We start from the raw sequence: 22,867 nt of genomic DNA on the forward strand, positions 1-22,867 counted from the left end.
GCCGGGCCCTCAGTGCACGGTGCAGACCATGCAGGGGTCGAAGCTGCGCACGATGTGCTGCACCGCCACCGGCGTTGTCTCGCCCGGCCGCACCGGGGCGTCCACCAGCGCGGCCTCCAGCGGGCCGGGCTGGCCGGCCGCGTCGCGCGGTGAGAAGTTCCAGCTGGTGGGCGCGATGATCTGGTACTGGGCGATGCGTCCGCGCTCCACCCGCAGCCAGTGGCCCAGCGCGCCGCGCGCGGCCTCCACCAGGCCCACCCCTTCGGCCTGCTCGGGCAGTGGGCAGGGCGCGCACCAGGGCTCGCGCGGCTGCAGGGCCTGCAGCCAGCCTTCCATCCACACCACCAGCCGGGTCAGCTCCAGCACGCGAGCCAGCACCCGGGTGTGCACGGTGCTGCCCCAGCGGGCCACCGCGTCGCGCACCAGGGGCTGGCCGGCGGCCAGCTGGCGGGCGATGGCGCCGCATTCGGCCACCTCGCCGGCCAGGCGGGGCGCCTTGTTCCAGCTGTAGGCGCCGGGCTTGTCGGCCGCGGGCTGGGTCAGGCCCTGGGCGGGCGGGCGCGGGGCGCTGTCACCTTCGTTGAGCCAGGCGTGGGTGGCGTCCTCGGTGATGGCGGCCACGTTCAGCGGGCCCAGCGCACCCTCGCGGAACACACCCTGCGGCACCACGCGCGAGCCATCGGGCTGCACGAAGCTGCCGTGGCTGAGCCAGCGGCCCGGCCCGGGCCCCATCGTCGGGAGGCCCAGGTCGGCGCCGATCTGCAGGAAGAAGGGCAGATCGGCGTGCAGCCGCGGCGCGGCCCAGGCCTGCAGCGCGGCCTCGTCGGGCAGGGCCTGGAAGGCCTCCAGCGTGTCGCCCAGCAGGGTCTGCTCCAGGAAGGCCCGCAGTTCGCGCACCCGCGAGAGCAGGCGCAGCCGCTCGGCCGGCTCGATGGCGCGGCTGCTGCCGCCGGGCTGGATGCTGTGGGTGTGCGGCCACTTGCCGCCCAGCGTGCCCATCAGCGTGAACCAGCGCTGGCGGGCGGCCAGGGCCGCGCGGCCGCGCTCGCCCGCCTGGGCGGCAAAGCGGCGCAGGGCCTCGGCGTGCCAGGGCCGGTGGGCATAGACCGGCCGGGTGAAGTCCGGCAGGAAGAAGAGGTAGAAGTGGCTCAGGTGGTCGGCCGCGTTCTCGCAGGCCAGCATCAGGTTCAGGGCGTGGCGGCCATTGGGCGTGGGCGTGATGCCCGCGGCGTAGGCCAGCGCGGTGGCCGCGGCCATCGACTGCGAGACCGAGCAGATGCCGCAGATGCGCGGCACGATGACCAGCGCGTCCAGCGGGTCGCGGCCCAGCAGCAGGTTCTCGAAGCCGCGGTACATCGGCGAGACCACGCGGGCCTCGCGCACGCGGCCGGCGTCCAGTTCCAGCTGGACCTCCAGGTCCCCCTCCACCCGGTTGAACGGGCCCACGATCAGACGGCTCATCGGTGTTCCTGGCGGCGTGTCAGCGGTGGGTCTTGCGCGCCACCGGCGGCACGACGACATGGTCGGCGGTGGCGTTGCGCTTGACCCGCGTGGGCGTGGCGCTCTTGGACAGCGAGGCCAGCGCCACGAACCAGGCCTTGGGCATGTCGGTGGGCAGGCCCACCGGGATGCCGGCGATCTTGGGCGTGGCGTGGAAGGGGTGGCCGGGGCTCTGGAAGCCCGGCTCGGTGCAGCTGATGCAGGCATAGCCGCCGCGGGTGCAGCTGCCCTCGCCGTTCCACAGCCGGGTGTTGCAGTCGGCGTGGGCCTGGGTGCCCTTGCAGCCCAGGTGTTCCATCATGCAGCCCAGGTCGCTGGGCTTCTCGGCGCTGGCCTTGTACTCGTAGTACTCGTTGCGCGTGCAGCCGTGGTGCACCAGCTGGTCGGCGTACAGGCGGGGCCGGTGCAGGCTGTCCAGGTCTTCCGGGCGCAGTTCCTGCGCGGCCAGGGCCGCCAGGGTGTCGATGACCCAGCCCGGGTGGGTGGGGCAGCCGGCGATGTTGACCACCGGCAGGCCGCCGGGCGCGCGAAAACCCGGGCCCATCAGGCCGCCGGGGTGCTCGTCCTCGTACTGCAGGCCGCAGGCCTCGCTGGGGTTGCGCCCGCTGGCCACGCCGATGGCGGTGGGCCCGCCCCAGGCGGCGCAGGCGCCCACGGCCACCACGTGGCGGGCCACCTGGGCCAGGTCCTGCACCCAGTGCATCATCGGCCGGCCGGTGCCGGCCAGCAGGTGGAAGCGCCCGGTGCCCTGCGGGCCGCGCAGGATGGCGCCTTCCACGCACAGCACGTCCAGCCGGGTGCGGCCGGTCAGGCAGTCGTCCAGCAGGGCCAGCAGTTCGTGGCCGCTTTCCAGCGAGAGGCTGGGGTGCCACAGCAGGTTCAGGCCGGCGTCGCGCAGCAGGGCGGCAAAGTCCGGCGTGTCGGCGCACAGCAGCGACATGCTGCAGCCGCCGCAGCCACCGGACTGCAGCCACAGCACGTTCAGGGGCTCGGGTGTGCTCATTTCGTTTCCAACCCGAAGCGCTGCAGCTTGGCGCGCAGGCCCACCCGCGACAGGCCCAGCTCCTTGGCCGCGTGGGTCTTGTTCCAGCGCAGGCGCAGCATCACCTCGCGCAGCACCATGGCCTCGATGGCGTCCAGCCGTTCCTGCAGCGTGCCGCTGCCGGGCAGGGCCAGGCCGGTGCCGCCGGTCAGCTGCGAGGTGCGCTGGGCATGGGCCGCGCCGGTCTGGCCGCCCAGCAGCTTGCGCGAGAAGTCGGTGGCGCGCAGCAGCGGGCCATCGCCCAGGGCCAGGGCGCGCGAAATCTCGTTGCGCAGCTCGCGGATGTTGCCGGGCCAGGGGTAGCCCACCATCACGGCGCGGGCGTCGTCGTCGAACTCGGCGGGTTCGCGGCCCAGCTCGCGGGCCACCGCGTCCAGCAGCGATTCGGCCACCGGCAGGATGTCGCCCGGCCGCTCGCGCAGCGGCGGCACCTGCAGGGTGGCGCCGGCCAGGCGGTAGTACAGGTCCTCGCGGAAGCGGCCGGCGCGCACCTCGTCTTCCAGCTGGCGGTGGGTGGCGGCGATGACGCGCACATCCACCGGCACCGCGCGGGCCGAGCCCACCGGGCGGATCTCGCCTTCCTGCAGCACGCGCAGCAGCTTGACCTGGAAGGCCGGCGAGGTCTCGCCGATCTCGTCGAGGAAGACGGTGCCGCCGTCGGCCCGCTGGAACAGGCCGGTGTGGTCTTCCACCGCGCCGGTGAAGGCGCCGCGGCGGTGGCCGAAGAGCTCGCTCTCCAGCAGGGTGTCGGGGATGGCGCCGCAGTTCTCGACCACGAAGGGGCCGTTCTGCCGCGGCGAGGCGTAGTGCATGGCGCGGGCCAGCAGTTCCTTGCCGGTGCCGGATTCGCCCAGGATCAGCACCGAGAGGTCGTAGCGCGCCAGGCGCTGGGCGGTGGCGCAGACGCCGTCCAGCGGGCTGCCCTCGGCCCGCACGATGCGGTCGAAGTCGAACACGGCCTTGGCCTCGCGCAGCCGGGTCTGGCGGCGCGCGCGCAGGGCCTGCGGGCCGGCGCGCAGGTCCAGCTCCAGGCGCTGCAGGCCGCGGTGCAGCTGGCTGGCTTCCACCGCGCCCTGCACGGTCTGCAGCAGGTGCTCTGGCACCCAGGGCTTGAGCACATACTGGTAGATGCCGGCCTCGTTGACGCCGGCGATGATGTCCTCGCTGTCGGCGTAGCCGGAGATGACGATGCGCACCACCTCGGGCCAGCGCTCGCGCACTTCCTTGAGGAACTCGATGCCGGTCTGGCCGGGCATGCGCTGGTCGCACAGCACCACGGCCACCTCGTGGCGCGAGATCAGCTGGCGGGCGATGTCGGTGTCGCCGGCGGTGAGCACGCGGAAGTCCTCGTCCAGCGTGCGGCGCATGGCCTCCTGCGAACGCAGCTCGTCGTCCACCACCAGCACCAGCGGCAGGTCATCACGCGGGTCCATCGCGGCGGCTTGGGGGTCGGGGGCGTTCATGGCTTCGTGATGGTAATGCGGGGGTGACCTGGGGCAAATCGGGGCAGGTGGCGGTGTGTGGACGGGGTGGGGTGGCGCTTGACGAGGGGCGCAGGTGACTGGCGCCGCTCATGTCCCCCGCCCTGGGCCAGCCCAGGGCTCCTCCTTGACTTCGCTCTGCCAGTCACCCGCGCCCCTCGTCCGTCACCGTCGGCGGCTGTTCGCGGGCCCGTGCACCGACCGTGACAGGAGGGGGCTGCTGGCCTGTTCTGCGCAAGTCAAGGAGGAGCCCCGGCTCAGCCGGGGCGGGGGACATGGAGCAGAACAGGCCAGCAGCCTCCTCCCGCCGCCACGCCAACCCTCCCCAAGAGACTCAGCAAATCCGAGGCAAAGGCTCCCCCGACAACCAGTCCACCACCCGCTGCCCGCCAAAGCGCGTGCGCATCTGCACGAAGTGGTGGGGGTCTTCCTGCACCGTGCCGATGCGGGCGGCCTTCGCCCCCAGCGGATGGGCGCGCAGCGTGGCCAGCGCCGTGTCGGCCACCTCTGGCGCGACGATGGCGATCAGCTTGCCCTCGTTGGCCAGGTAGAGCACGTCCAGGCCCAGCAGCTCGCAGGCCGCGTCCACCTGGGGCTGGATGGGCAGCAGGGCCTCGTCCAGCATCATGCCCACGCCGGACTGGCGGGCGATCTCGTTGAGCGTGGTGGCCAGGCCGCCGCGGGTCGGGTCGCGCAGCGTGCGCACCGCGCCCTCGGGCACGGCCGCCAGCAGCGCCGCCACCAGGGTGTGCAGGGCCGCGGTGTCGCTCACCACTTCGCTGTCGAAGGCCAGCGACTCGCGCTGCGACAGCACCGCCACGCCATGGTCGCCCAGCGTGCCGCTGACCAGCACCACATCGCCCGGCCGCGCGTTCGCGCCGCCGATGTTCCGGCCCGCGGGCAGCAGGCCCAGGCCGGTGGTGCTGATGAACACGCCGTCGCCATGGCCCTGTTCCACCACCTTGGTGTCGCCGGTCACGATGGGCACACCGGCCTCGCGGGCGGCCGCAGCCATCGATTCGACGATGCGTTTCAGGTCCGCCAGTGGAAAGCCTTCTTCCAGGATGAAGCTGGCCGACAGGGCGGTGGGCGTGGCGCCCATCATGGCCACGTCGTTGACCGTGCCGTGCACCGACAGGCAGCCGATGTCGCCGCCGGGGAAGAACAGCGGCGAGATCACATGGCCGTCGGTGGCCATCACCAGGCGGTGGCCGGGCGGCACGTCCAGCACCGCGCCATCGTTGCCCTCGCGCAGGGCCGGGTTGTCGAAGGCGCGGGCGAACAGTTCCTCGATCAGCTGCAGGCTGGCGCGGCCGCCAGCGCCGTGGTTCATGTCCACGCGGCCCTGCTTGAAGTCCAGCGGGCGGATGTAGTCGGTACGGGTCGTCATGTCGGGATCTGGTTGGGGGCGCTGCAGGCACCGCAGGTGCCAAGTTCCGGGGACTGGCGTGGATCCGGCTCTGCCGGTCCGCTGCCAGAGCCCCCTCGGGGGGCAGCGACCGGCAGGGAGCGTGGGGGCGCCATGTCTCGAAAGCGGCCGTAGGCGTAGTGGGCGGCGCAGGCGCCTTCGGAGGACACCATGCAGGAGCCCATCGGGTTGTCGGGCGTGCAGACGGTGCCGAACAGCTTGCAGTCGGTGGGCCGCTTGACCCCGCGCAGGATGGCGCCGCACTCGCACTGCTTGTGGTCGGCCACCGGGCGGTAGTTCAGGCCGAAGCGCTTCTCGGCGTCGAAGGCGGCGTAGGCCGGCTTCAGGCGCAGCGCGCTGTAGGCCACCTCGCCCAGGCCGCGCCACTCGAAGCTCTCGCGCAGCTCCAGCACCTCGGCCACCACCGCCTGGGCGGCGTGGTTGCCTTCGCGGCTGACGGCGCGGGTGAACTCGTTCTCCACCTCGGCGCGGCCTTCGTTGACCTGGCGCACCAGCATCAGGATGGCCTGCATCACGTCCAGCGGCTCGAAGCCGGCGATGACCACCGGCTTGCGGTAGTCGCGGGCAAAGGCCTCGTAGGGGGCCGAGCCGATCACGATGCTCACATGGGCCGGGCCGACGAAGCCGTCCAGCGCCACCGCGTCGCCCCATTGCTGGGCCTCGGGCGCGTCCAGGATGTGGGCGATGGCGCCGGGCGTCAGCACATGGCAGCACAGCACGCTGAAGTTCTTCAGCCCTTCTTGCGCGGCCTGCTTGACGACCAGGGCGGTGGGCGGCGTGGTGGTCTCGAAGCCGATGGCGAAGAACACCACCTCGCGCTCCGGGTGCTGGCGGGCGATCTTCAGCGCGTCGGCGGCCGAATAGACCATGCGGATGTCCGCGCCGCGCGCCTTGGCCTTCATCATCGACAGGCCGCTGTCCTGGAGCCCCCGAACCTGCCGCTGCGCGTCAGGCCCCCCGAGGGGGTCCCTGGCGTTTGGGAGCGGCCCGGCACGCCAGGGGCTGGCGGGCACGCGCATCGTGTCGCCGTAGGTGCAGACGATGGCGCCACGCTCCAGGGCCAGGCCGATGGCCTGGTCGATGCGGCCGATGGGCAGCACGCAGACCGGGCAGCCGGGGCCGTGGATCATGCGCAGATGGGGCGGCAGCAGCTCCGCCACGCCGTAGCGGGCGATGGCGTGGGTGTGGCCGCCGCAGAACTCCATGAAGCGGTAGTCGCGGCCGGGCTGCGCCTCGGCGCGGATGCGCGCGCCGATCTGCTGGGCGAGGGCGCCATCGCGGAATTCGTCCACGTACTTCATGCCGCTCATGTTGCTGCTCCGGTGGGTTGCGAGGCTTCCGCCTGGGAGGCTTCGAGTTCGGCGAACAGGGCCAGCGTGCGCTCGGCCTCTTCGGGGTCCAGCAGGCCGATGGCGTGGCCGACGTGGACGATCACATAGTCCCCGACCTGGGCCTCGGGGGTCAGGGCGATGGAGACGGTCTTGCGCACGCCGCCCAGGTCCACCAGGGCCTGGTCATCGGGCAGGCGCTCCACCACGCGGGAGGGCAGGGCGAGGCACATGGTCGGGGGTCCTTTACAGCGAAATCAGCGGGAACGGTTCAAGGTGGCCAGGGCCACGGCGGCCTGGCCCAGGCTCAGGCCCCCATCGCCGCAGGGGGCCTGGGTGGCCTCCAGCACGGTGAGGCCCCGGGCCTGCAGGGCCGGCACCACGGTCTGGCGCAGCGGGCGGTTGATCCAGCAGCCGCCGCTCAGGGCGACGGTCTCGAGCTGCTGGGCGCGGGCATGGTGGGCCACCCAGGCCACCAGCGCGGCGGCCAGGCTGGCGTGGAAGCGGGCCGCAGCCTCGGCCTGGGCGTTGGGGGTGTCGATACGGCGGTCGGCCAGCGCGCTCCACAGGCCGCGCAGGTCCAGCACGCCGTGGGCATCCAGCGTGAAGGCCTCGGCCCAGGGCGTGGCCGGGCCGGGGTGGCGCAGCGCCAGGGCCTCCAGCCGCATCGCGGCCTCGGCCTCGTGGCCGTTGTGGTGCACGCCGGCCAGCAGCGCGGCGGCGGCGTCGAACAGGCGGCCGGCGCTGGCGGTGGCCGGGCAGTTCAGCCGGCGGTCCAGCACCGTGCCCAGCGAGCCGGCCAGCGGCTCGGCCGCGAAGCGTTGGGCGATCTCGCCGCCGCGGCCCAGGGTGTGCAGCAGGGCGGCGCCCAGGCGCCAGGGCTCGCGGGCGGCGCGGTCGCCGCCGGGCAGGGGCAATGCGGGCAGGTGGGCCAGGCGGGTGAACTCGTCACCGATCCTTTCGCAGCGCAGCAGCTCGCCGCCCCAGGGCTGGCCGTCGCTGCCCAGGCCCACGCCGTCCAGCACCAGGGCCAGGGCCGGGCCGGCCGGGCCGTGTTCGGCCAGCACGGCGGCGGCATGGGCGTGGTGGTGCTGCACCGGCACGGTGGGCACCTGCCAGGCCTCGGCCAGGGCCTGGGCGTGGGCGGTGCTGAAGAAGTCGGGGTGCAGGTCGTGCGCCACGGCCTGCGGGCGCACGCCCAGGAAGTCCTGCAGCCGGGTCACGGCCTCCACCAGGCCCTGGCGGCTGGCCGCGCTGCCCAGGTCGCCCAGGTGGGGCGAGACGAAGGCCTCGTTGCCGCGGGTGAGGCAGACGGTGGCCTTGAGGTAGCCGCCGGTGGCCAGCACGGACGGGGCATCGGCCGGCACGCCGGGCAAGGCGATGGGCTCGGGCACCTGGCCCCGGGCGCGGCGGATGAAGGGGAAGAACGGCCGGCCCTGGGCGTCACGGCCCAGCGGGCGGCGCACGCTGTCGTCGGCCCGGGCCAGGATGGCGCGGTCGTGCACCAGCAGCGCGTCGGCCAGGCCGCCGAGCTTGGCCACGGCCTCGGCCTCGTCCACCACCAGCGGCTCGCCGCCGGGGTTGGCGCTGGTCATCAGCAGCAGCATGGGCTGTTCGGTGTGGCGCCAGGCGGGATCGGCGGGGCGGCCGGCCAGTTCGTGCAGCAGCAGCCAGTGCAGCGGGTTGGACGGCAGCATCAGCCCCCACTCGTCCAGGCCGGGGGCGATGGCCGGGTGGGCCGCGGTCACGCCGGGTTGGCAGGGCAGCAGCACGATGGGGCGGGCGGGGCTGGCCAGCAGCGCGGCGCTGTCCTCGCCCAGTTCAACCCAGCGGCGGGCGCTGGCCGTGTTGGCCACCAGCAGGGCGAAAGGCTTGCTGGCGCGCTGCTTGGCCGCGCGCAGGCGCTGCAGCGGCGCGGCCTGGGTGGCATCGGCCACCAGGTGGTAGCCGCCCACGCCCTTGACGGCCAGCACCTGGCCGGCGCGCAGGCGCTGCGCGGCCTCGGCCAGCACGGCGTCGGTGCCCGCTTCGGGGGCGACGAGCACGGCTCCATCGGGCGCCCACAGCGCGATGCGCGGGCCGCAGCGCGGGCAGGCCACCGGCTGGGCGTGGTGGCGGCGGTTCTGCGGGTCGGTGTACTCGGTGGCGCAGTCCGGGCACATCGGGAAGTGGGCCAGCGCGGTGTTCGGCCGGTCGTAGGGCAGGCGCGCGGTCAGCGTGAAGCGCGGGCCGCACTGGGTGCAGTTGATGAAGGGGTGGCGCCAGCGGCGGTCGCCCGGGCTGAACAGCTCGTCCAGGCAGGCATCGCAGGGGGCGGTGTCGGGCGGCAGCGTGGTGGTCAGCGCCTGGGGGGCCGTGGCGCGGCTGGGCTGGATCACGAAGCCGGCCTCATGGGGCTGCACCACCAGCGGCGTGCGCTGCACGCGCTGCACCCGGGCCAGCGGCGGCGGGCTCAGCTGCAGCGCTTGGGCGAAGGCGGCCAGCGCCTCGGTCGGGCCCTGCAGTTCGGCCTCCAGGCCCTGGCCGTCGTTGCGCACCCAGCCGCTCAGGGCCAGGCGGCGGGCCTGCTGCGCCACCCAGGGCCGAAAGCCCACGCCCTGCACGGCACCTTCCACCCGCAGGTGCAGGCGCTGCAGTGCGGCGGCGGGGGCGAGCACGGCGTTCATGGGGTGAGCTTGCGGCGGGCGGCGGACGCGTCAGGCCTTGGCGGCGAGCTGCGCTTCCAGCTCGGCCACGCGGGCCTTGAGCCGGGCCAGTTCATCTGCAGCGGGCGCAGCGGCTTCGGCCGGGGCCTCCAGCGGCTGCAGCAGCCAGTCCAGCCAGGCGTCCAGGCCTTCGCCGCTGCGGGCCGAGACCAGCAGCACCTCGATGCCCGGGTTCACCCGGCGGGCGTACTCGATGCACTTGGGCACATCGAAGTCCAGGTAAGGCAGCAGGTCGGTCTTGGTCAGCACCATCAGCCGCGCGGCGGCGAACATGTCCGGGTACTTGATGGGCTTGTCCTCGCCCTCGGTGACCGAGAGGATGGCCACCTTGGCGCGCTCGCCCAGGTCCCACAGGGCGGGGCAGACGAGGTTGCCGACGTTCTCGATGAACAGGACCGCGCCGTGCGGGTGGTCATGGTCGCCGTGATCGTGCTCATGCCCATGCGCATGGTCGTGGGAATGCGCATGCAGGGGCAGCCGCGCAAAGGCATCGGCCACCATCTGGGCGTCCAGGTGGCAGCCCTTGCCGGTGTTGACCTGGATGGCCGGGGCGCCGGTGGCGCGGATGCGGTCGGCGTCGTTCGACGTTTGCTGGTCGCCTTCGATCACCGCCACCGGCAGGCCGGCGGCGCGGGTCTTCAGCGCTTCCAGCGTGGCGCACAGCAGGGTGGTCTTGCCCGAGCCGGGGCTGGAGACGAGGTTGTAGGCCACCACGCCATGGCCCTCGAAATGGGCCCGGTTCTGCGCGGCCAGGCGGTCGTTCTCGCCCAGCACGGTGGTCTCGATCTGGATGGCGCGGGCCTGGCTCATGCCGGGCACCGAGACCCGGGCGCTGCCGGCGCCGTAGTGCAGGTCGCCGGTGGATGCGGTCACGTGGACATGGTCCTGCGCGTGGGCGTGGGCGTGGGGATGGTCATGCCCGTGTTCGTGCGCATGCCCATGGTCATGCCCGTGTTCGTGCGCATGCCCATGGTCATGCGAATGGTCATGCGAATGGCCAGGTTTGTGGGAGGTGTCGGCACAGCCGCAGACGACGCACATGGTGTGTTCTCCTTGCTCTCAGTCCTGCACCAGCAGGTCCACCACCCGCAGCTCGGTGCCGCCAGTGGGTTGTAGTTGAAATCCGCCGCAGTGCGGACAGGGGTCGGCCCGGGTCTGGATGGCCACGGTGGTGCCGCAGCGCATGCACCAAGCCTGGCCGGGCGGTTCCTGGATCACGATCTCGGCGCCTTCCAGCGCGCTGCCGGGGGCCAGGGCCTCCAGCGCGAAGCGCAGGGCGCGCACTTCGACGCCGGCCAGCGCACCGGCCTCCAGTGTCAGTTGCTGCACGCGGGTGAAGCCTTCGCGTTCGGCGGTTTGTTCGACGACGCGCAGGATGCCGCCCGCCAAGCTCATCTCATGCATGGGGCACCTCCGGCCGCACGGCCGACATGTCGACGCTGAACGCCACGCAGGGGTCGAAGGCCACCGCCAGCCGGCGAGCATCGTCTTCGTGGGTGACGCTGCTCAGCGCATGGGCCAGCACCCCGTCGGGGTGGAAGTTCCAGTCGGTGGGTGCCAGCACGCGGCAGGCCGCCACCCGGGGACCGGCGGGGTCGTTGTTCAGTTTGACCCAGTGGATCAGCAGGCCGCGGGCCATTTCCACCCAGGCCAATCCCTGTCCAGGGGCGGGAGAAAGCTGGCCCAGGGCCAGCCAGTCCTCGCCCCCGGGGACGGCCAGGTGCAGCAGATCGGTGAGGCGGCTGAGCAGACGCATCCAGGCATTGTGCGCAGGCAGGGGAGAGGCATCCTGGCGGCGGGTCCAGGGGCCGGTGTCGGGCACGGCACCTTGCCACTGGGGCAGGGCGTGGGGCGGCAGTGCGTCGAGTTGCTGGGCGAGTTCGTGGAAGCCGCCCGCCGCCAGGCCAGGCAAGGCCAGCGGCCGGCTCGGCGTGCCCAGCCGCGCGGCCGGGCCGTGTTGCGTGCGCAGCAGCAGGGCCAGCGGTGTGCTGCTGATGCGGGCCCAATGCGTCGCCCACTCGACCGGGGCCTGCTCGTGCCGGGCCAGCCACTCGGCCGCGGGCAGGCCCAGCCAGTGCTTTTCCAGCCAGACGGGCAGGGCGGCCAGGGCCGATTGCTGGGCCACCGGGTCGCGCAGGGCGGGGCCCAGCGGGCAATGGACCAGGCTCTGCGCCAGGGCTTCGTCGGGCTTGCCCGGCAGCAGGCGCGGCCAGTCGTGGGCAATGCGCACCAGCTGGTCGCGCGCCGTGGCCACACGCAGGGCCGCCGCGGCAGCGGGCGCGGGCGACGGGCTGGCCCGACCCAGGGCCGCGTCCACCGCCATCTGCGCGGCCAATTGGTGGGCATGGCCGCACAGCGTGAACAGGCTGCCCAGCAGCAGCGGCAGTTCCTCGGGCCGGCGGCCCTGGGTGAGCCGGCCCACCAGCGCCGGGCGGGTGCTGGTGAGGGTGGCGTGGCCCGGGCCGGGGCGCAGCTGCACCTGGCCCACGAGGTCGAAGCTGGGGCTCATGGCGTGCCGGGGGACTGGCCCCGTCCGAACAGGAAGCCGCGGCGCGAGGGGGGCGGGGCACCGACCGGCGCGGCAGTCGACAAGGGCTGCGCCGCGGCCGGGCGCAGCAGCTGCAGCACCTCGTGGGCGGCGGCCAGGGCACTGACCTGGTCGGCGAAGTGGTGCATGGGCGAATGCAGCGAGCACAGGGCGTAGCGGGCCAGCGGGCCGGGGCCCAGCAGGGTCTCCTCGGCGCCCAGGCAGCCCACGGCGTGGCCGCCCACGGTCCAGTCGGCTGCCACGCCGGGCTCGGGCAGGCGCTGCGCGTTCTCGGCCATCAGAGGCAGGCGCAGCAGGTTCATGAACCAGGGGGTGATCAGCACGCCCCAGGCCAGGCCGGCGTCCTCGGGCTCGGGTTCGAAACCCACGGCCTGCACCGCCAGGCCCGGCTGCAGCAGTGGCAGCCCGGCCATGCGGGTGGCGGCAATGCGCCGGAAGGCCGCCTCCAGCGCCAGGACCCGGGCAGCCACGAGGCTCATGTCGCCTCTCCGCTCACGACCATGAACTGCTCGGCGTCGCCGTCGCACTGCGGGCAGCGCCAGTGGGCGGGCAGGTCGGTGAAGGCGGTGCCGGGCGGGATTTGCCAGACCGGGTCGCCCTGGTCCGGGTCGTAGACCCACCAGCAGATCTTGCATTCCAGCTTGGCGTGGGCCGGCAGTCGGCCCCGGTCGCCCAGGTAGCTTCCCTCGAACATCATGTCAGCCCCTCGCTCTGCGGGGACGCCGAGCGATCCCCCGAGGGGATGGCGGGCCGGCTGGGGAGCGGCCCGGCGCTCGTCCCGCCGATGGTGTCGAACGGCGCGCTCATCCTTGCGCCACCCAGGCCAGCACCTCGGTCAGCCGCTCCAGCGAGTCGGCCAGGTCCTCGGCGGCGGCGCAGGCCACCTCGGGCAGCTCGGTCACTTCGACGGAGTTGAGGATCACCGTGTCCTGCGAGTTGTAGTACACCACCCGCCAGGTGTGCGGCACCTGGCAGTTGGTGATGCGGCAGTTGCCGTAGCCACGCGAGAGGATGAGCACCCGGCCGGTGCCCAGCACATGGTCCAGGAAGCCGATGTCCTCGGGGCTGAGCGGCAGCAGGCTGAGGTTGACCACGTGGGCCGGCAGCTGGGCGCGCTCGGCCTCGGCATGCAGGCCGAAGCGCTGGCGCTGGTCTTCCAGTTCGGCCAGGATGGGCTGGGCGTTCATCACGCCAGCCGGGGCCGAGAGCAGGTCGGGCCGGCTGCCCAGGGCGTCGGCGCGGGCGGCGGCGCGCAGCAGGGCGGGGGCGTCGCCGACCTCGATGGTGTCGTGCACCGTGCATTCATCGCCGTGGGCCTCGGTCCGCACCACGCGCCAGACGCCGGCGAACACCGATTCCTGGATGCGGGCTTCGCCCAGGCCCGGCGCGGGCAGCACGCGGGCGGCCACCTCGCCCTCGCCCAGCACCTGGTTGACCAGGGCCAGCTCGGCCTCGCTCAGGCCGGCCAGCGAGACCGGGGCGACGGCCTGGCCGGCGACGGCGGCCTGCAGCGCGGCCTCGGTGTCGCGCAGCACGCGCAACGCGCCGTCACGGCCGCGCATCTCCTCCGGCTCGGGCAGGATCGGGCTCTGGTAGGTGGCCATGCCCTGGGGCATGCTGATGTAGTCGAGGTGTTCTTCCTCGATCTGGCTGCCGGGGCCGGCGGCCACGACGGGGATGGGGAAGGGCGCGCGGGTGGAGCTGGGGTTCATGGCGGTTCCAGGAAGGGAATCAGTGGCAGCCGGGGGCGCTGTTGGCGCTGACCAGGGGGATGCCGATGCCGGGCACGCGGCTGGTCGGGGTGTCCAGCAGCTTCTGCACCGCGCTCAGGTAGTCGGTCCAGTCCAGCATGCCGGCCACCACGCCGACGTACTGGCCGTCGCGCAGGAACAGCAGCGAGGGCCAGCGCGCCACGGCGAAGCGGGCGGCCAGCGCGTCCTCGTCGGCGCGGGTGGCCACGCCGATGCCGAAGCGCTGGCCGAAGGACTTGCGCAGCTCGGGCAGCACCACGGCCACGTCCAGCACCTCGGGGAAGCGCACCGGGTCGCCGTGGAAGAACAGCACCTGGTCGCCGGGGCGGGCCAGGAAGTCGGCCAGGGTGGCCTGGCCGACCCAGGTGGCGCCGTGGGCCTCCACCAGGCGGGCCACCAGGGGGGCGGAACGTTCGGCCGGATCGGCGGCGGCGTCGAGGATGTCGGTGCTCATGGGGGTCTCTCGCGGTGTGTCTGGGTGGGGGCGGGTTCAGCGGCGTTCGGCGGCACTCAGCGGCACTCAGCGCGCCTGGCCGGTCAGCGCGGCCAGCTGCTCGGCGCTCCAGGCCGAGGGCAGCTCGAAGCCGGGGTCGTCGGAGGGGGCGTTGGGCAGCAGGGCGGCGTCGCCCATGGCCTGGGCGATCAGGTCCAGCGTGGCGTCGACCTCGGCGGCGCGCTCGGCGCTGATGACTTCGCGCGCGCCGTCGATGAAGACCAGCACCCACTCGCCTGGGCTGCGCTCGCCCACCAGGGCGGTGTTGACCTCGCGGGTCTCACCCCGGCCGGTGACGGTGGCAAAGCCCGGCCGGGTGGCCAGCACCTGCATGGGCAGTCCGATGCACATGGTGTCGTGCCTCAGGCGGCCGTGCCGCGGGGCGGCATGAAGCGCTCGTCGCCCATGCGGCAGGCGGCTTCGGCGGCGGGGCGGCCGGCCTCGTAGGCCTCGATGGACAGGGTGGGCACGGTGACGGCTTCCTCGGCCGAGGGAGCCTGCGCGCGCGGGCGGGGCTGGGCGCCCCAGGCGCGCAGCCGGTCCACGGCCAGGGCCACGGCATCGTCCACCGCCTGGCGCACGCAGGGTCGCAGGCTGCCGCCGTAGTCTTCCAGCTCCTCGGGCTGGCAGCCGATCAGCAGCACCTGCTCGGGGTAGCGCTCGGTCAGCTGGGCCAGCATCAGCACCTCCTGGAAGCCGGTCTGGTGCAGGCTCATCTTCTTGGCGCCCAGAAAGCGCGGCACCTCCTCGTTCTCCACCTGGTGCAGCGTGCCCGGCGTCAGGCCGTAGTCCACCGCGTCCAGGATCAGCAGCTTGCGGGCCGACTGCACATGCTGGATCAGATACAGGCCCTGGGTGCCGCCGTCCACCAGTTCGACATGGGGCGCGAAATCCCAGTGCTGCTGCAGGGCCTCGACGCAGCGCACGCCGAAGCCTTCGTCGGCCCACAGCACGTTGCCGATGCCCAACACGACGATGGGGGCGTCGTCGGCGGGACTGTCACCGGAGGGGTGACAGGCGGTGTCGGGCAGGTCGGGAGCGGAAGAGGTGTTCATCGCTGGACTCGGAAGGGGAAGAAGGGGTCAGGCCGCCAGCGCGGGGGCTGGGGCGCGGCTGGGCAGGGCGGCGTGGCGCAGCTGCTTCCAGGCGTGGTAGCTGTCCCAGTCGGCCTGCAGGGCCAGCCAGGTGGCTGCGGGCAGGCCGAAGGCCAGCGCGCAGCGGATCGCGGTGTCGGGCGTCATCGCCCGCTGGCCCTGCACCAGCTCGTGCAGCCGGCGGCGGCTGATGCCCAGCCGCCGCGCGGTCTCGCTCTGGCTCAGGCCCAGCGGCACCAGGTAGTGGCGCTCCAGAAAGCGCCCCGGGTGCTGCGGTGCGCGCAGCGGCACGCCGGCCGGCGGTGCGGGGGGCGGGCTGCTGGGACGCACGGGCCGGGTCATGCCGGGTTCAGCGTTTGAAGGTGCGGTAGCCCGAGACCATCGTGCTGATGATGCTCTGGCGGCCCATGATGTCCTCGCGGATCGCGGCGTACACATGCAGCGTCACGAAGATCACCATGCCCCACATGCCCAGGTGGTGCCAGGTGTGCACGTCCTGGCTCTGGCCCATCAGCGGGATGACCCAGCCGAACAGGTGGCTCGCCCAGGAGTCCATGCCCAGGCCTTCACCGTACATGGCGAAGCCGGTGGCGATCATGAACAGCGTGAACAGGAAGTAGCCGCAGAACATCGCCATCCGGGCCATGGGGTTGTGCCCCACGTACTGGCTGGGCTGGGGGATCAGGAAGGCGTACCACTTGAGCATGGTGATCACCTCCTTCCAGTAGGCCAGGCTGAGCACCGGCAGCGTGAACAGCTCGCGGGCGTGGTGGTTGCCGACGATGGCCCAGTAGATGCGTCCGATCAGCCCCACGGCCAGGATGTAGCCGGCCGTGAAGTGGGCGAAGCGGATGTAGCCCATCAGGAAGTGGGCGCTGGCCTCGCCGGGCATGGTCGGCAGCGGGCTGCCGATGAAGTAGCCGGTGATGCACAGCACGGTGATGGCCGTGGCGTTGATCCAGTGCCACAGGCGCACCGGGGCCTCGTAGACGTAGACCGACTTGATCGAGGCGCCGCGGGCGACGGCGCTCGGGTCGGTGCCCGTCGCGTCGCCGGCCGCAGCCGAAGTGGAGCGTGCGTTCATGGTGTCTCCTTGACCCGACGCGGGGTGGTCAGATGCGGACCAGCATCAGCAGGCCGGCCAGGCCCAGGCCGCCACCCAGCAGCTGCCAGACCACGGCCTTGGCCTGGCGCAGGGCCTGACCCAGGCCCAGGCCGGCCAGATGCAGGGCGCTGGTGGTGGCCAGGAAGCCGGCGGCGTAGGCCGCGAAGCTGGCACCGGCCGGCAGCTCGGCCCCGTGGGCCAGGCCGTGCAGCAGGGCGGCGCAGGCGATCAGGCCCAGGCCGGCACGGCTGCTCAGCCGGGTGCCCAGCACCAGCATGGCGCCGAACATCACCACGCTCAGCGCGATGCCGGCTTCCACGCCGGGCAGCACCACGCCGGCCACGCCCAGCAGGGCGCCGACGCTCATGGCGGCCAGGAAGGTCAAGGGGCCCAGCCAGCGGCGGGCGCCGGGCAGGGCCGCGGCGGACCACAGGCCCACGGCGACCATGGCCAGCAGGTGGTCCGGCCCGAAGGGATGGGCCAGGCCGTCGGCCAGGGTCTCGGCGCCATGGCCCGGGTGGGCCAGGGCCAGCGTCGCGGTGCCCAGCAGGGTGGTGGCGGTCAGGATGCGTTTCATGGGGGAAATTCCTTGTCTGATCAGCGGACCTTGACGGTGCACATCTCGGAGCCGTCCTCGCTCATCACGTGGGTGGAGCAGGCCAGGCAGGGGTCGAAGCTGTGCAGGGTGCGCAGGATCTCGACGGGCTGCTCCGGGTTGACCATGGGCGTGTTCAGCAGCGAGGCTTCGAAGGCGCCGATCTGGCCCTTGGCATCGCGCGGCGAGCCGTTCCAGGTGGTGGGCACCACGCACTGGTAGTTCTCGATCTTGCCGTCCTTGATCTTGATCCAGTGGCCCAGCATGCCGCGCGGCGCGGCCACGGTGCCCACACCCTTGGCCTCCTTGGGCCAGGTGGATGGGTCCCACTTCTCGACGTTGGCGGTGGCGGTGTCGCCGGCCTTGATGTTGGCCACCAGCTGCTTGAAGTCGTCGTACATCATCTCGCCGGCGTACTGACTTTCCAGGCAGCGGGCCAGGGTGCGGCCGATGGTGGTGGGCAGCAGCTGCTTGAGGGTGTATTGCGTCTCCGGCAGGCCCAGGGCCTTGGGGATCGCGCTGTTGATCATCTGGGCCGAGTACTCCAGCTGCTCCTTGGGGCGCTGGCAGTACTTGTTGCCCTTGCTGGCGTGGGCGTAGGCCAGGATGTAGCGCGACAGCGGGCCCACTTCCATGGCGTGGCCGCGCCAGCGCGGCGACTTGATCCAGGAGTACTTGGCCGACTCGTCGAGGTTCTCGATCGCGGTCTTCGTGCCCTTGGTGTTGGCGCCCAGCTTGAAGCTGGGCTCGGTCACGCCATCCCAGGGGTGCAGGCCCTTGGTCTCGTCGGCGTACTGGTACCAGCTGTGGGTCACGAACTCCTGCACCTGCTCGGGGTCGCGCGGGTCGATCGGCAGGATCTCGTCCCAGTTGCCGTTCAGGATGACGCCGCCGGGCAGCTGCTGGGTGCTGTGGTCGTAGGGCACCTTCTCGTAGGTGCCGTAGTCGGCCACGTTGGTGGCCGACAGGCCGCCGCCGTACAGCCAGCCCGCCTGCTTGTAGAGCGTGCCGATGGCCAGCACGTCGGGCAGGTAGACGTTCTGGTTGAACTCGATCATCTCTTTGATGCGAGCTTCAACGAAGTTCAGGCGCTCCATGTTGATGGGCGCGCCGGCCGCGCCGATGCCGTCCAGGTTGATGGCGCAGGGCACGCCGCCGACCAGGTAGTTCGGGTGCGGGTTCTTGCCACCGAAGATGGTGTGCACCTTTACCCATTCCTTCTGCAGGTCCAGCGCCTCCAGGTAGTGGGTGACGGCCATCAGGTTGGCCTCGGCCGGCAGCACATAGGCCTTGGAGCCCCAGTAGCCGTTCATGAAGGGGCCGAGCTGGCCGGCGTCCACGAACTTCTTCAGGCGGTTCTGCACGTCGCGGAAGTAGCCCGGCGAGGACAGCGGGTGCGAAGGCGAGACCAGCTGCTGCAGCTCGCTGGTCTTCTTCGGGTCGGCGTTCAGGGCCGAGACCACGTCCACCCAGTCCAGCGCATGCAGGTGGTAGAAGTGCACCGCGTGGTCATGCACCTGCAGCGTCTTGGCCATCATCTCGCGGATGAGGTGCGCGTTCAGCGGGATCTTGATGCCCAGCGCGTCCTCCACGGCGCGCACGCTGGTCAGGGCGTGGCAGCCGGTGCAGACGCCGCAGATGCGTTCGACGAAGGCCCATGCATCGCGCGGGTCGCGGCCCTTGAGGATGACCTCCAGGCCACGCCACATCGTCCCGGTGGAGACAGCGTTGCGGATGATGTTGTCCTTGTCGACGTTCACCTCGCAGCGCATGTGGCCTTCGATGCGGGTGACCGGATCCACCACGATGCGGCGGCCGGTGTTGTCGAGCTTGAAGCCCTGGGTTTCGATGACGCCCATGGAAATTCCTCGGTGATTCTTCGGTGTGGGGTGGCGGCGCTCAGGCGTCGGTGGTCTGGTCGTGCTTCGTGCTCAGGCGCTTGACGGCCGAGACGGCGGCATGCGCCGCCACCGCGGCACCCACCACGCCGGCGGCGGTGCCACCGATCTTGTCGGCGTTGCCTTCGATGCCGAACTGGTGGATGGTGGTCAGGCGGTCGTAGAACGAGCCCTTGTCCCAGAAGCCGTCTTCCGAGCAGCCGATGCAGCCGTGGCCGGCCTTGATCGGGAAGCTCGTGCCCTCGTTCCACATCACCGTGGAGCAGGCGTTGTAGGTGGTCGGGCCCTTGCAGCCGACCTTGTAGAGGCAGTAGCCCTTGCGCGCGCTCTCATCGTCGAAGGCCTCGACGAACTGGCCGGCGTCGAAGTGCGGCCGGCGGTAGCACTTGTCGTGGATGCGCTGGCTGTAGAACATCTTCGGGCGGCCCTGGCGGTCCAGCTCGGGGATCTTGTCGAAGGTGAGCATGTAGGTGATCACGCCGGTCATCACCTCGGCGATCGGCGGGCAGCCGGGCACCTTGATGATGGGCTTGTCGGTGATGACCTTGTGGATGGGCGTGGCCTGCGTGGGGTTGGGCTTGGCGGCCTGCACGCAGCCCCAGCTGGCGCAGGAGCCCCAGGCGATGATGGCCTTGCTGTCCTTGGCCACGCGCTGCAGCTTCTCGATGAAGGGCTTGCCCGACTGGATGCAGAACATCCCGTCCTCGTTCAGGGGCGGGTTGCCCTCGACGGCCAGGATGTAGTTGCCCTTGTACTTGGTCATGATCTCGTCGAGGATGGCCTCGGCCTGGTGGCCGGCGGCAGCCATCAGCGTGTCGTCGTAGTCCAGCGAGATCATCGAGAGCACCACGTCCTTGGCCAGCGGGTGGGCCGAGCGGATGAAGCTCTCGGAGCAGCAGGTGCATTCCAGGCCATGCAGCCACAGCACCGGGGTGCGCGGCTTGGTCTCCATGGCGTGGGCGATCTGCGGCACGAAGGCCGGGCCCAGCCCCAGGGAGGTGGCGGTCAGTGAGCAGTACTTGAGGAAGCTGCGGCGTGAAATGCCCTGCCGCCGCATGACCTCGTAAAACGTTTCCATCAGGTTGGCTCCTCGTTGTCGCCCCGCCACCAGGGGGGCTTTGGAACCGGATGGAACTCAAGTCGCGTGCCTGAAACCGGAACCCTGCGGGAAACTCCGGAGGGCTCGGCGGCCCTTACCACTTGAGACAGGTCATTTCCGAAGGGGATTTCCGGCCGTTGGGTCCGGGGCTCCCGCGTGGGGCATGGTCAGCGGCTGTCCGTTCCTGTCCTGGAACTGGAAAGTCACTGGTCGGTGGGGGCTTCAGCCTGCAGCCAGTGCCGGACCTGTTCGATCAGCCAGTCCGGGGCGTCCAGCGGCAGGTCGTGGCCGGCCTCGGGGTGGGTGCGCAGCGGGCAGCCCCAGGCGCGGGCCAGGGCCATGCTGCAGGCGGGGTGGACCAGGCGGTCGCCCGCGCCCGACAGCAGCAGCAGGGGCACGGGCGGCGGCGTGACGGGCGGGCGGTAGCGCAGGGCCGCGGCCAGCTGGCGCAGCGCGTTGGCCCGGCTCACCGGCTGGTGCTGGCGCAGGCGCACCCAGTCGATCAGGGTGGCGGCGGCCCCGGGGCTGCGGGCATGCAGCGGCGCGGTGATGGCCAGCAGATGCCGCTCCCAGTCCTCGGCCGGGGTGGGTTGGATGCTGCGTCGCAGCAGACCGGCATAGCGGGCGGGCCGCAGACGCTGCCAGAAGGGGCTGTGGCCCCGCAGGCTGGTGTTGACCAGCACGGCCGCCGCCAGCTCCCGTGGATGACGCTGGGCCCAGTCGCAGCTGACCATGGCCCCCAACGACAGGGCCAGCACGCCCACCGGCTCGCTGCCCAGGGCCACGCCCTGGGCCCGCAGGTCCCGCCGCAGCGCCTCGGTCAGCCCACCCACCGTGGCCGGGCTGCGCTCGGCCCAGCGCGCGCCGTTGCCCGGCCAGTCGGGCACCAGCACCCGGCGGCCGGGCCAAGCCGCCTGCCAGCGGGCGGGGAAGTCGCCCCAGTGGCCGGCGCCGCGGGTCAGGCCGCGCAGCAGCACCCAGGTGGTGGGAAGGGGGGGCGGCGGCACGGGGCTCATGGGATGGGCAGGCGGTACCAGCGGTCCAGGGCCTGGGCGGCGTGGGCGTCCCGCGCGGGCCCGTCGGGCAGCCAGTGGGGGGCGCCCAGCGCGGCGCGGGCCAGGAAGTCCAGCAGCGGGTGGTGGCGGCGCAGCACCCGCTGCTGGCGGTGGGCGATCAGCGGGTTGAACATGCCCTGGCGGCTGAAGAACTGGCGCGGGTTCTTCTTGACCCAGAGCCAGGAGCCCATCTCCAGCGTCAGCGCCAGGAAGACCTGTTCGGGGTGCTCGCGGCGCACCTGCAGCGTCAGGTGGTCCCACAGATCGCCGTGGGTGCGGTACTGGCGGCTCTGCGGCTCGATCACGTAGGGGTGGTGGCGCAGGCTCTGGTCGAACAGCTGCACCAGCGCATGCAGCTCGGGCAGGTGGTCGATGGGCAGGGCGGTGTGGGCATAGGGGAACCACAGCCGGTCGCGCAGGCCGAAGCCCGAGTGGCAGTCCACCGCGATGGCCAGCGGGCGGCCGAACAGCTCGCAGCGGATGACGTCGCACAGGGCCTGGCTTTCGGCTTCCATCGGCTCGCCGGCGCGGCCGCGGTACCAGGGCAGGGCCGGGCCCAGGTGATGCCCTGCCAGCAGAAAAGGGGCCGGCGGGTGGGCCTCGACCGGCGCGTTGCGCATCAGGTCCACGCCGCTCGGGTTGGCGCGGGTGCCGCGCAGCAGGCCGCCGGGGTTGACCACCGGCACGAAGAGCAGGCGCAGGCCCTGCAGCAGGTGCTGCAGCGTGGCATCCCAGGGCAGGCGGGCCACCAGGTTGCGCAGGTAGGACAGGACCACCTCGGTGCCGATGCGCTCCAGCCCGTGCACGCCGCCCACATAGGCCACCGCCGGCAGGGCGGGGTCGGGGTTGCCCAGGCTCAGCGCCCACAGCGGCAGCGTGTGTCCGTGGGCCTGGACCGCGCCCAGGGTGTGCAGGGTGGCGGCCGGGCCGGCCTGGGTGGCCAGGGTCTGCAGTTCGCGCAGGCAGGACAGGGGCAGCGGCACGGTGGCGGGCATCTCCGCGGGCGGGAGATCCTCGTGTTGTCTGTTCAGCGCAGACTAGCCTGCCCCTGTGTCACGGGCGTGTCACGCAAGCGGCCTACGGTGACAGGATCGCTGTCATCGTCAGGGTGCCCTCATGCCACAGTCAACGTCCTTCCGGCTCCGCCTGTGGCACGGGCTGGTGGTGGCCATCGCCCTGCTGGCCGGGCTGAGAGAGTGCCTGGCCCTGTGGCGGGCCCGCTGGACCGAGCGCCGCTTGCGCTGGTCCTGATCCCGCCGCATCCGGCGGGACGGTGGTTCAGGGCTGGACTGCCGGTGCCTTGGTGACGCGGGCCTTGCCACCCGAGGTCACGATGATCACCGGGTCGCCCGGGTTCAGGGTCTCGGAGCCCTTGGCCTGGACGATGGCGCGGCGGTCGCCATTGCGCAGCTGCACGATGATCTCGTAGGCGTCTTCCTTGGTGACGCCGCGCTCGATGGCATTGCCCACCACCGCGCCGGCCACGGCACCGATCACGCCGCCGATGGCCGAAGAGCGCGGGCCGCCGATGTTGGAGCCGGCCACGCCACCCACCACCGCGCCGGACACACCGCCCACGCCGCTCTGGGTGCCGTCCACCGTCACCGGACGGATGCTGATGACGGTGCCGTCCTGCACGGTGGACAGGCGCTGCGCATCACCGCGCTGGATGACATCGGGGCTGGTGGTGGTGCAGGCGGCCAGGCTGGCGGCAACCATGAGGGCGAGGGCGAGGCGTTTCATC

General features: G+C 72.2%; 25 protein-coding genes. 1 reads left to right on the forward strand and 24 read right to left on the reverse strand.

Annotated features, from left to right (window positions below):
- Positions 1–9: 9 nt before the first annotated feature.
- From LRM40_RS04270 to LRM40_RS04380, 23 genes are all read right to left on the reverse strand, one after another.
- A complete protein-coding gene (locus tag LRM40_RS04270) occupies positions 10–1,461 on the reverse strand; it encodes a nickel-dependent hydrogenase large subunit (protein ID WP_151125469.1) in 1,452 nt (483 codons plus the stop codon).
- Positions 1,462–1,480: 19 nt separating this feature from the next.
- Positions 1,481–2,503: an NADH-quinone oxidoreductase subunit B family protein gene (locus tag LRM40_RS04275; RefSeq protein ID WP_211373046.1), complete on the reverse strand. Its 1,023-nt coding sequence runs from the start codon at positions 2,501–2,503 to the stop codon at positions 1,481–1,483.
- A complete protein-coding gene (locus LRM40_RS04280; protein WP_225863187.1) occupies positions 2,500–4,005 on the reverse strand; it encodes a sigma-54-dependent transcriptional regulator in 1,506 nt (501 codons plus the stop codon). The genes LRM40_RS04275 and LRM40_RS04280 overlap by 4 nt, the downstream gene beginning before the upstream one ends.
- Before the next feature lie 352 nt (positions 4,006–4,357).
- Positions 4,358–5,413 (reverse strand): hydrogenase expression/formation protein HypE, encoded by a 1,056-nt coding sequence (gene hypE, locus LRM40_RS04285; protein ID WP_151125468.1) that lies wholly within the window; start codon positions 5,411–5,413, stop codon positions 4,358–4,360.
- Complete coding sequence (gene hypD, locus LRM40_RS04290) at positions 5,410–6,753, reverse strand: hydrogenase formation protein HypD (RefSeq protein ID WP_151125486.1); 1,344 nt, start codon at positions 6,751–6,753, stop codon at positions 5,410–5,412. The genes hypE and hypD overlap by 4 nt, the downstream gene beginning before the upstream one ends.
- A gap of 5 nt (positions 6,754–6,758) precedes the next feature.
- A complete protein-coding gene (locus LRM40_RS04295) occupies positions 6,759–7,013 on the reverse strand; it encodes a HypC/HybG/HupF family hydrogenase formation chaperone (protein WP_151125467.1) in 255 nt (84 codons plus the stop codon).
- Between the two features lie 24 nt (positions 7,014–7,037).
- Positions 7,038–9,446: a carbamoyltransferase HypF gene (hypF, locus tag LRM40_RS04300; protein ID WP_231067719.1), complete on the reverse strand. Its 2,409-nt coding sequence runs from the start codon at positions 9,444–9,446 to the stop codon at positions 7,038–7,040.
- Between the two features lie 30 nt (positions 9,447–9,476).
- Positions 9,477–10,526: a hydrogenase nickel incorporation protein HypB gene (hypB, locus tag LRM40_RS04305; RefSeq protein ID WP_151125841.1), complete on the reverse strand. Its 1,050-nt coding sequence runs from the start codon at positions 10,524–10,526 to the stop codon at positions 9,477–9,479.
- 18 nt (positions 10,527–10,544) lie between these two features.
- On the reverse strand, positions 10,545–10,889 hold the full coding sequence (gene hypA / locus LRM40_RS04310; RefSeq protein ID WP_151125842.1) for a hydrogenase maturation nickel metallochaperone HypA: 345 nt from the start codon (positions 10,887–10,889) through the stop codon (positions 10,545–10,547).
- On the reverse strand, positions 10,882–11,994 hold the full coding sequence (locus LRM40_RS04315) for a hydrogenase formation protein (protein WP_151125843.1): 1,113 nt from the start codon (positions 11,992–11,994) through the stop codon (positions 10,882–10,884). Before LRM40_RS04315 ends, hypA begins: the two co-directional genes overlap by 8 nt.
- Positions 11,991–12,512 (reverse strand): [NiFe]-hydrogenase assembly chaperone HybE, encoded by a 522-nt coding sequence (gene hybE / locus LRM40_RS04320; protein WP_151125844.1) that lies wholly within the window; start codon positions 12,510–12,512, stop codon positions 11,991–11,993. The genes LRM40_RS04315 and hybE overlap by 4 nt, the downstream gene beginning before the upstream one ends.
- Entirely contained in the window at positions 12,509–12,730 is a 222-nt protein-coding gene (locus tag LRM40_RS04325) for a rubredoxin (RefSeq protein WP_151125845.1), read from the reverse strand. Before LRM40_RS04325 ends, hybE begins: the two co-directional genes overlap by 4 nt.
- Positions 12,731–12,836: 106 nt before the next feature.
- The gene (locus LRM40_RS04330; protein ID WP_151125846.1) at positions 12,837–13,745 is read right to left on the reverse strand and encodes a hydrogenase expression/formation protein; all 909 of its coding nucleotides are present in this window, start codon (positions 13,743–13,745) and stop codon (positions 12,837–12,839) included.
- 19 nt (positions 13,746–13,764) lie between these two features.
- On the reverse strand, positions 13,765–14,238 hold the full coding sequence (locus tag LRM40_RS04335) for a thioredoxin domain-containing protein (RefSeq protein ID WP_151125847.1): 474 nt from the start codon (positions 14,236–14,238) through the stop codon (positions 13,765–13,767).
- Between the two features lie 66 nt (positions 14,239–14,304).
- Positions 14,305–14,628, reverse strand: a complete 324-nt coding sequence (locus LRM40_RS04340; RefSeq protein WP_151125848.1) for a HypC/HybG/HupF family hydrogenase formation chaperone — start codon at positions 14,626–14,628, stop codon at positions 14,305–14,307.
- Between the two features lie 11 nt (positions 14,629–14,639).
- Positions 14,640–15,332, reverse strand: a complete 693-nt coding sequence (locus tag LRM40_RS04345; protein WP_151125849.1) for a HyaD/HybD family hydrogenase maturation endopeptidase — start codon at positions 15,330–15,332, stop codon at positions 14,640–14,642.
- Between the two features lie 27 nt (positions 15,333–15,359).
- Entirely contained in the window at positions 15,360–15,713 is a 354-nt protein-coding gene (locus LRM40_RS04350; protein ID WP_151125850.1) for a HigA family addiction module antitoxin, read from the reverse strand.
- A 7-nt stretch (positions 15,714–15,720) separates the two neighbouring features.
- Entirely contained in the window at positions 15,721–16,455 is a 735-nt protein-coding gene (gene cybH, locus LRM40_RS04355) for a Ni/Fe-hydrogenase, b-type cytochrome subunit (protein WP_151125851.1), read from the reverse strand.
- Between the two features lie 28 nt (positions 16,456–16,483).
- Positions 16,484–17,053 carry a HupE/UreJ family protein gene (locus LRM40_RS04360; RefSeq protein ID WP_151125852.1) on the reverse strand — a complete coding sequence of 190 codons (570 nt, stop codon included), beginning with the start codon at positions 17,051–17,053 and terminating at the stop codon, positions 16,484–16,486.
- A 20-nt stretch (positions 17,054–17,073) separates the two neighbouring features.
- A complete protein-coding gene (locus LRM40_RS04365) occupies positions 17,074–18,930 on the reverse strand; it encodes a nickel-dependent hydrogenase large subunit (RefSeq protein WP_151125853.1) in 1,857 nt (618 codons plus the stop codon).
- A gap of 40 nt (positions 18,931–18,970) precedes the next feature.
- Complete coding sequence (locus LRM40_RS04370; protein ID WP_151125854.1) at positions 18,971–20,047, reverse strand: hydrogenase small subunit; 1,077 nt, start codon at positions 20,045–20,047, stop codon at positions 18,971–18,973.
- 224 nt (positions 20,048–20,271) lie between these two features.
- Positions 20,272–21,075, reverse strand: coding sequence for an alpha/beta fold hydrolase (locus LRM40_RS04375; protein WP_231067721.1), 804 nt, complete (start codon positions 21,073–21,075; stop codon positions 20,272–20,274).
- A gap of 5 nt (positions 21,076–21,080) precedes the next feature.
- Positions 21,081–22,118 (reverse strand): M14 family zinc carboxypeptidase, encoded by a 1,038-nt coding sequence (locus LRM40_RS04380; protein ID WP_151124720.1) that lies wholly within the window; start codon positions 22,116–22,118, stop codon positions 21,081–21,083.
- Between the two features lie 121 nt (positions 22,119–22,239).
- On the opposite strand from LRM40_RS04380, the gene LRM40_RS21380 reads away from it, so the two are divergent.
- Positions 22,240–22,374: a hypothetical protein gene (locus tag LRM40_RS21380; protein WP_259372484.1), complete on the forward strand. Its 135-nt coding sequence runs from the start codon at positions 22,240–22,242 to the stop codon at positions 22,372–22,374.
- Positions 22,375–22,401: 27 nt separating this feature from the next.
- On the opposite strand, the gene LRM40_RS04385 is transcribed toward LRM40_RS21380, so the two are convergent.
- Complete coding sequence (locus tag LRM40_RS04385; protein ID WP_151124719.1) at positions 22,402–22,866, reverse strand: outer membrane lipoprotein; 465 nt, start codon at positions 22,864–22,866, stop codon at positions 22,402–22,404.
- Between the last annotated feature and the right edge of the window lies 1 nt (position 22,867).

This window comes from Ideonella dechloratans, from assembly GCF_021049305.1.
Classification (GTDB): Bacteria; Pseudomonadota; Gammaproteobacteria; order Burkholderiales; family Burkholderiaceae_C; genus Ideonella; species Ideonella dechloratans.

Coding starts and splice junctions, on each gene's coding strand:
- LRM40_RS04280 (WP_225863187.1), bottom strand. CDS start 4,005: ATGAACGCCCCCGACCCCCAAGCCGCCGCGATGGACCCGCGTGATGAC.
- LRM40_RS21380 (WP_259372484.1), top strand. CDS start 22,240: ATGCCACAGTCAACGTCCTTCCGGCTCCGCCTGTGGCACGGGCTGGTG.
- LRM40_RS04380 (WP_151124720.1), bottom strand. CDS start 22,118: ATGCCCGCCACCGTGCCGCTGCCCCTGTCCTGCCTGCGCGAACTGCAG.
- hypE (WP_151125468.1), bottom strand. CDS start 5,413: ATGACGACCCGTACCGACTACATCCGCCCGCTGGACTTCAAGCAGGGC.
- hypD (WP_151125486.1), bottom strand. CDS start 6,753: ATGAAGTACGTGGACGAATTCCGCGATGGCGCCCTCGCCCAGCAGATC.
- LRM40_RS04325 (WP_151125845.1), bottom strand. CDS start 12,730: ATGATGTTCGAGGGAAGCTACCTGGGCGACCGGGGCCGACTGCCGGCC.
- cybH (WP_151125851.1), bottom strand. CDS start 16,455: ATGAACGCACGCTCCACTTCGGCTGCGGCCGGCGACGCGACGGGCACC.
- LRM40_RS04270 (WP_151125469.1), bottom strand. CDS start 1,461: ATGAGCCGTCTGATCGTGGGCCCGTTCAACCGGGTGGAGGGGGACCTG.
- LRM40_RS04315 (WP_151125843.1), bottom strand. CDS start 11,994: ATGAGCCCCAGCTTCGACCTCGTGGGCCAGGTGCAGCTGCGCCCCGGC.
- LRM40_RS04350 (WP_151125850.1), bottom strand. CDS start 15,713: ATGACCCGGCCCGTGCGTCCCAGCAGCCCGCCCCCCGCACCGCCGGCC.
- LRM40_RS04365 (WP_151125853.1), bottom strand. CDS start 18,930: ATGGGCGTCATCGAAACCCAGGGCTTCAAGCTCGACAACACCGGCCGC.
- LRM40_RS04335 (WP_151125847.1), bottom strand. CDS start 14,238: ATGAGCACCGACATCCTCGACGCCGCCGCCGATCCGGCCGAACGTTCC.
- LRM40_RS04385 (WP_151124719.1), bottom strand. CDS start 22,866: ATGAAACGCCTCGCCCTCGCCCTCATGGTTGCCGCCAGCCTGGCCGCC.
- LRM40_RS04370 (WP_151125854.1), bottom strand. CDS start 20,047: ATGGAAACGTTTTACGAGGTCATGCGGCGGCAGGGCATTTCACGCCGC.
- LRM40_RS04330 (WP_151125846.1), bottom strand. CDS start 13,745: ATGAACCCCAGCTCCACCCGCGCGCCCTTCCCCATCCCCGTCGTGGCC.
- LRM40_RS04275 (WP_211373046.1), bottom strand. CDS start 2,503: ATGAGCACACCCGAGCCCCTGAACGTGCTGTGGCTGCAGTCCGGTGGC.
- LRM40_RS04340 (WP_151125848.1), bottom strand. CDS start 14,628: ATGTGCATCGGACTGCCCATGCAGGTGCTGGCCACCCGGCCGGGCTTT.
- LRM40_RS04345 (WP_151125849.1), bottom strand. CDS start 15,332: ATGAACACCTCTTCCGCTCCCGACCTGCCCGACACCGCCTGTCACCCC.
- LRM40_RS04295 (WP_151125467.1), bottom strand. CDS start 7,013: ATGTGCCTCGCCCTGCCCTCCCGCGTGGTGGAGCGCCTGCCCGATGAC.
- hypF (WP_231067719.1), bottom strand. CDS start 9,446: ATGAACGCCGTGCTCGCCCCCGCCGCCGCACTGCAGCGCCTGCACCTG.
- hypA (WP_151125842.1), bottom strand. CDS start 10,889: ATGCATGAGATGAGCTTGGCGGGCGGCATCCTGCGCGTCGTCGAACAA.
- LRM40_RS04360 (WP_151125852.1), bottom strand. CDS start 17,053: ATGAAACGCATCCTGACCGCCACCACCCTGCTGGGCACCGCGACGCTG.
- hybE (WP_151125844.1), bottom strand. CDS start 12,512: ATGAGCCTCGTGGCTGCCCGGGTCCTGGCGCTGGAGGCGGCCTTCCGG.
- hypB (WP_151125841.1), bottom strand. CDS start 10,526: ATGTGCGTCGTCTGCGGCTGTGCCGACACCTCCCACAAACCTGGCCAT.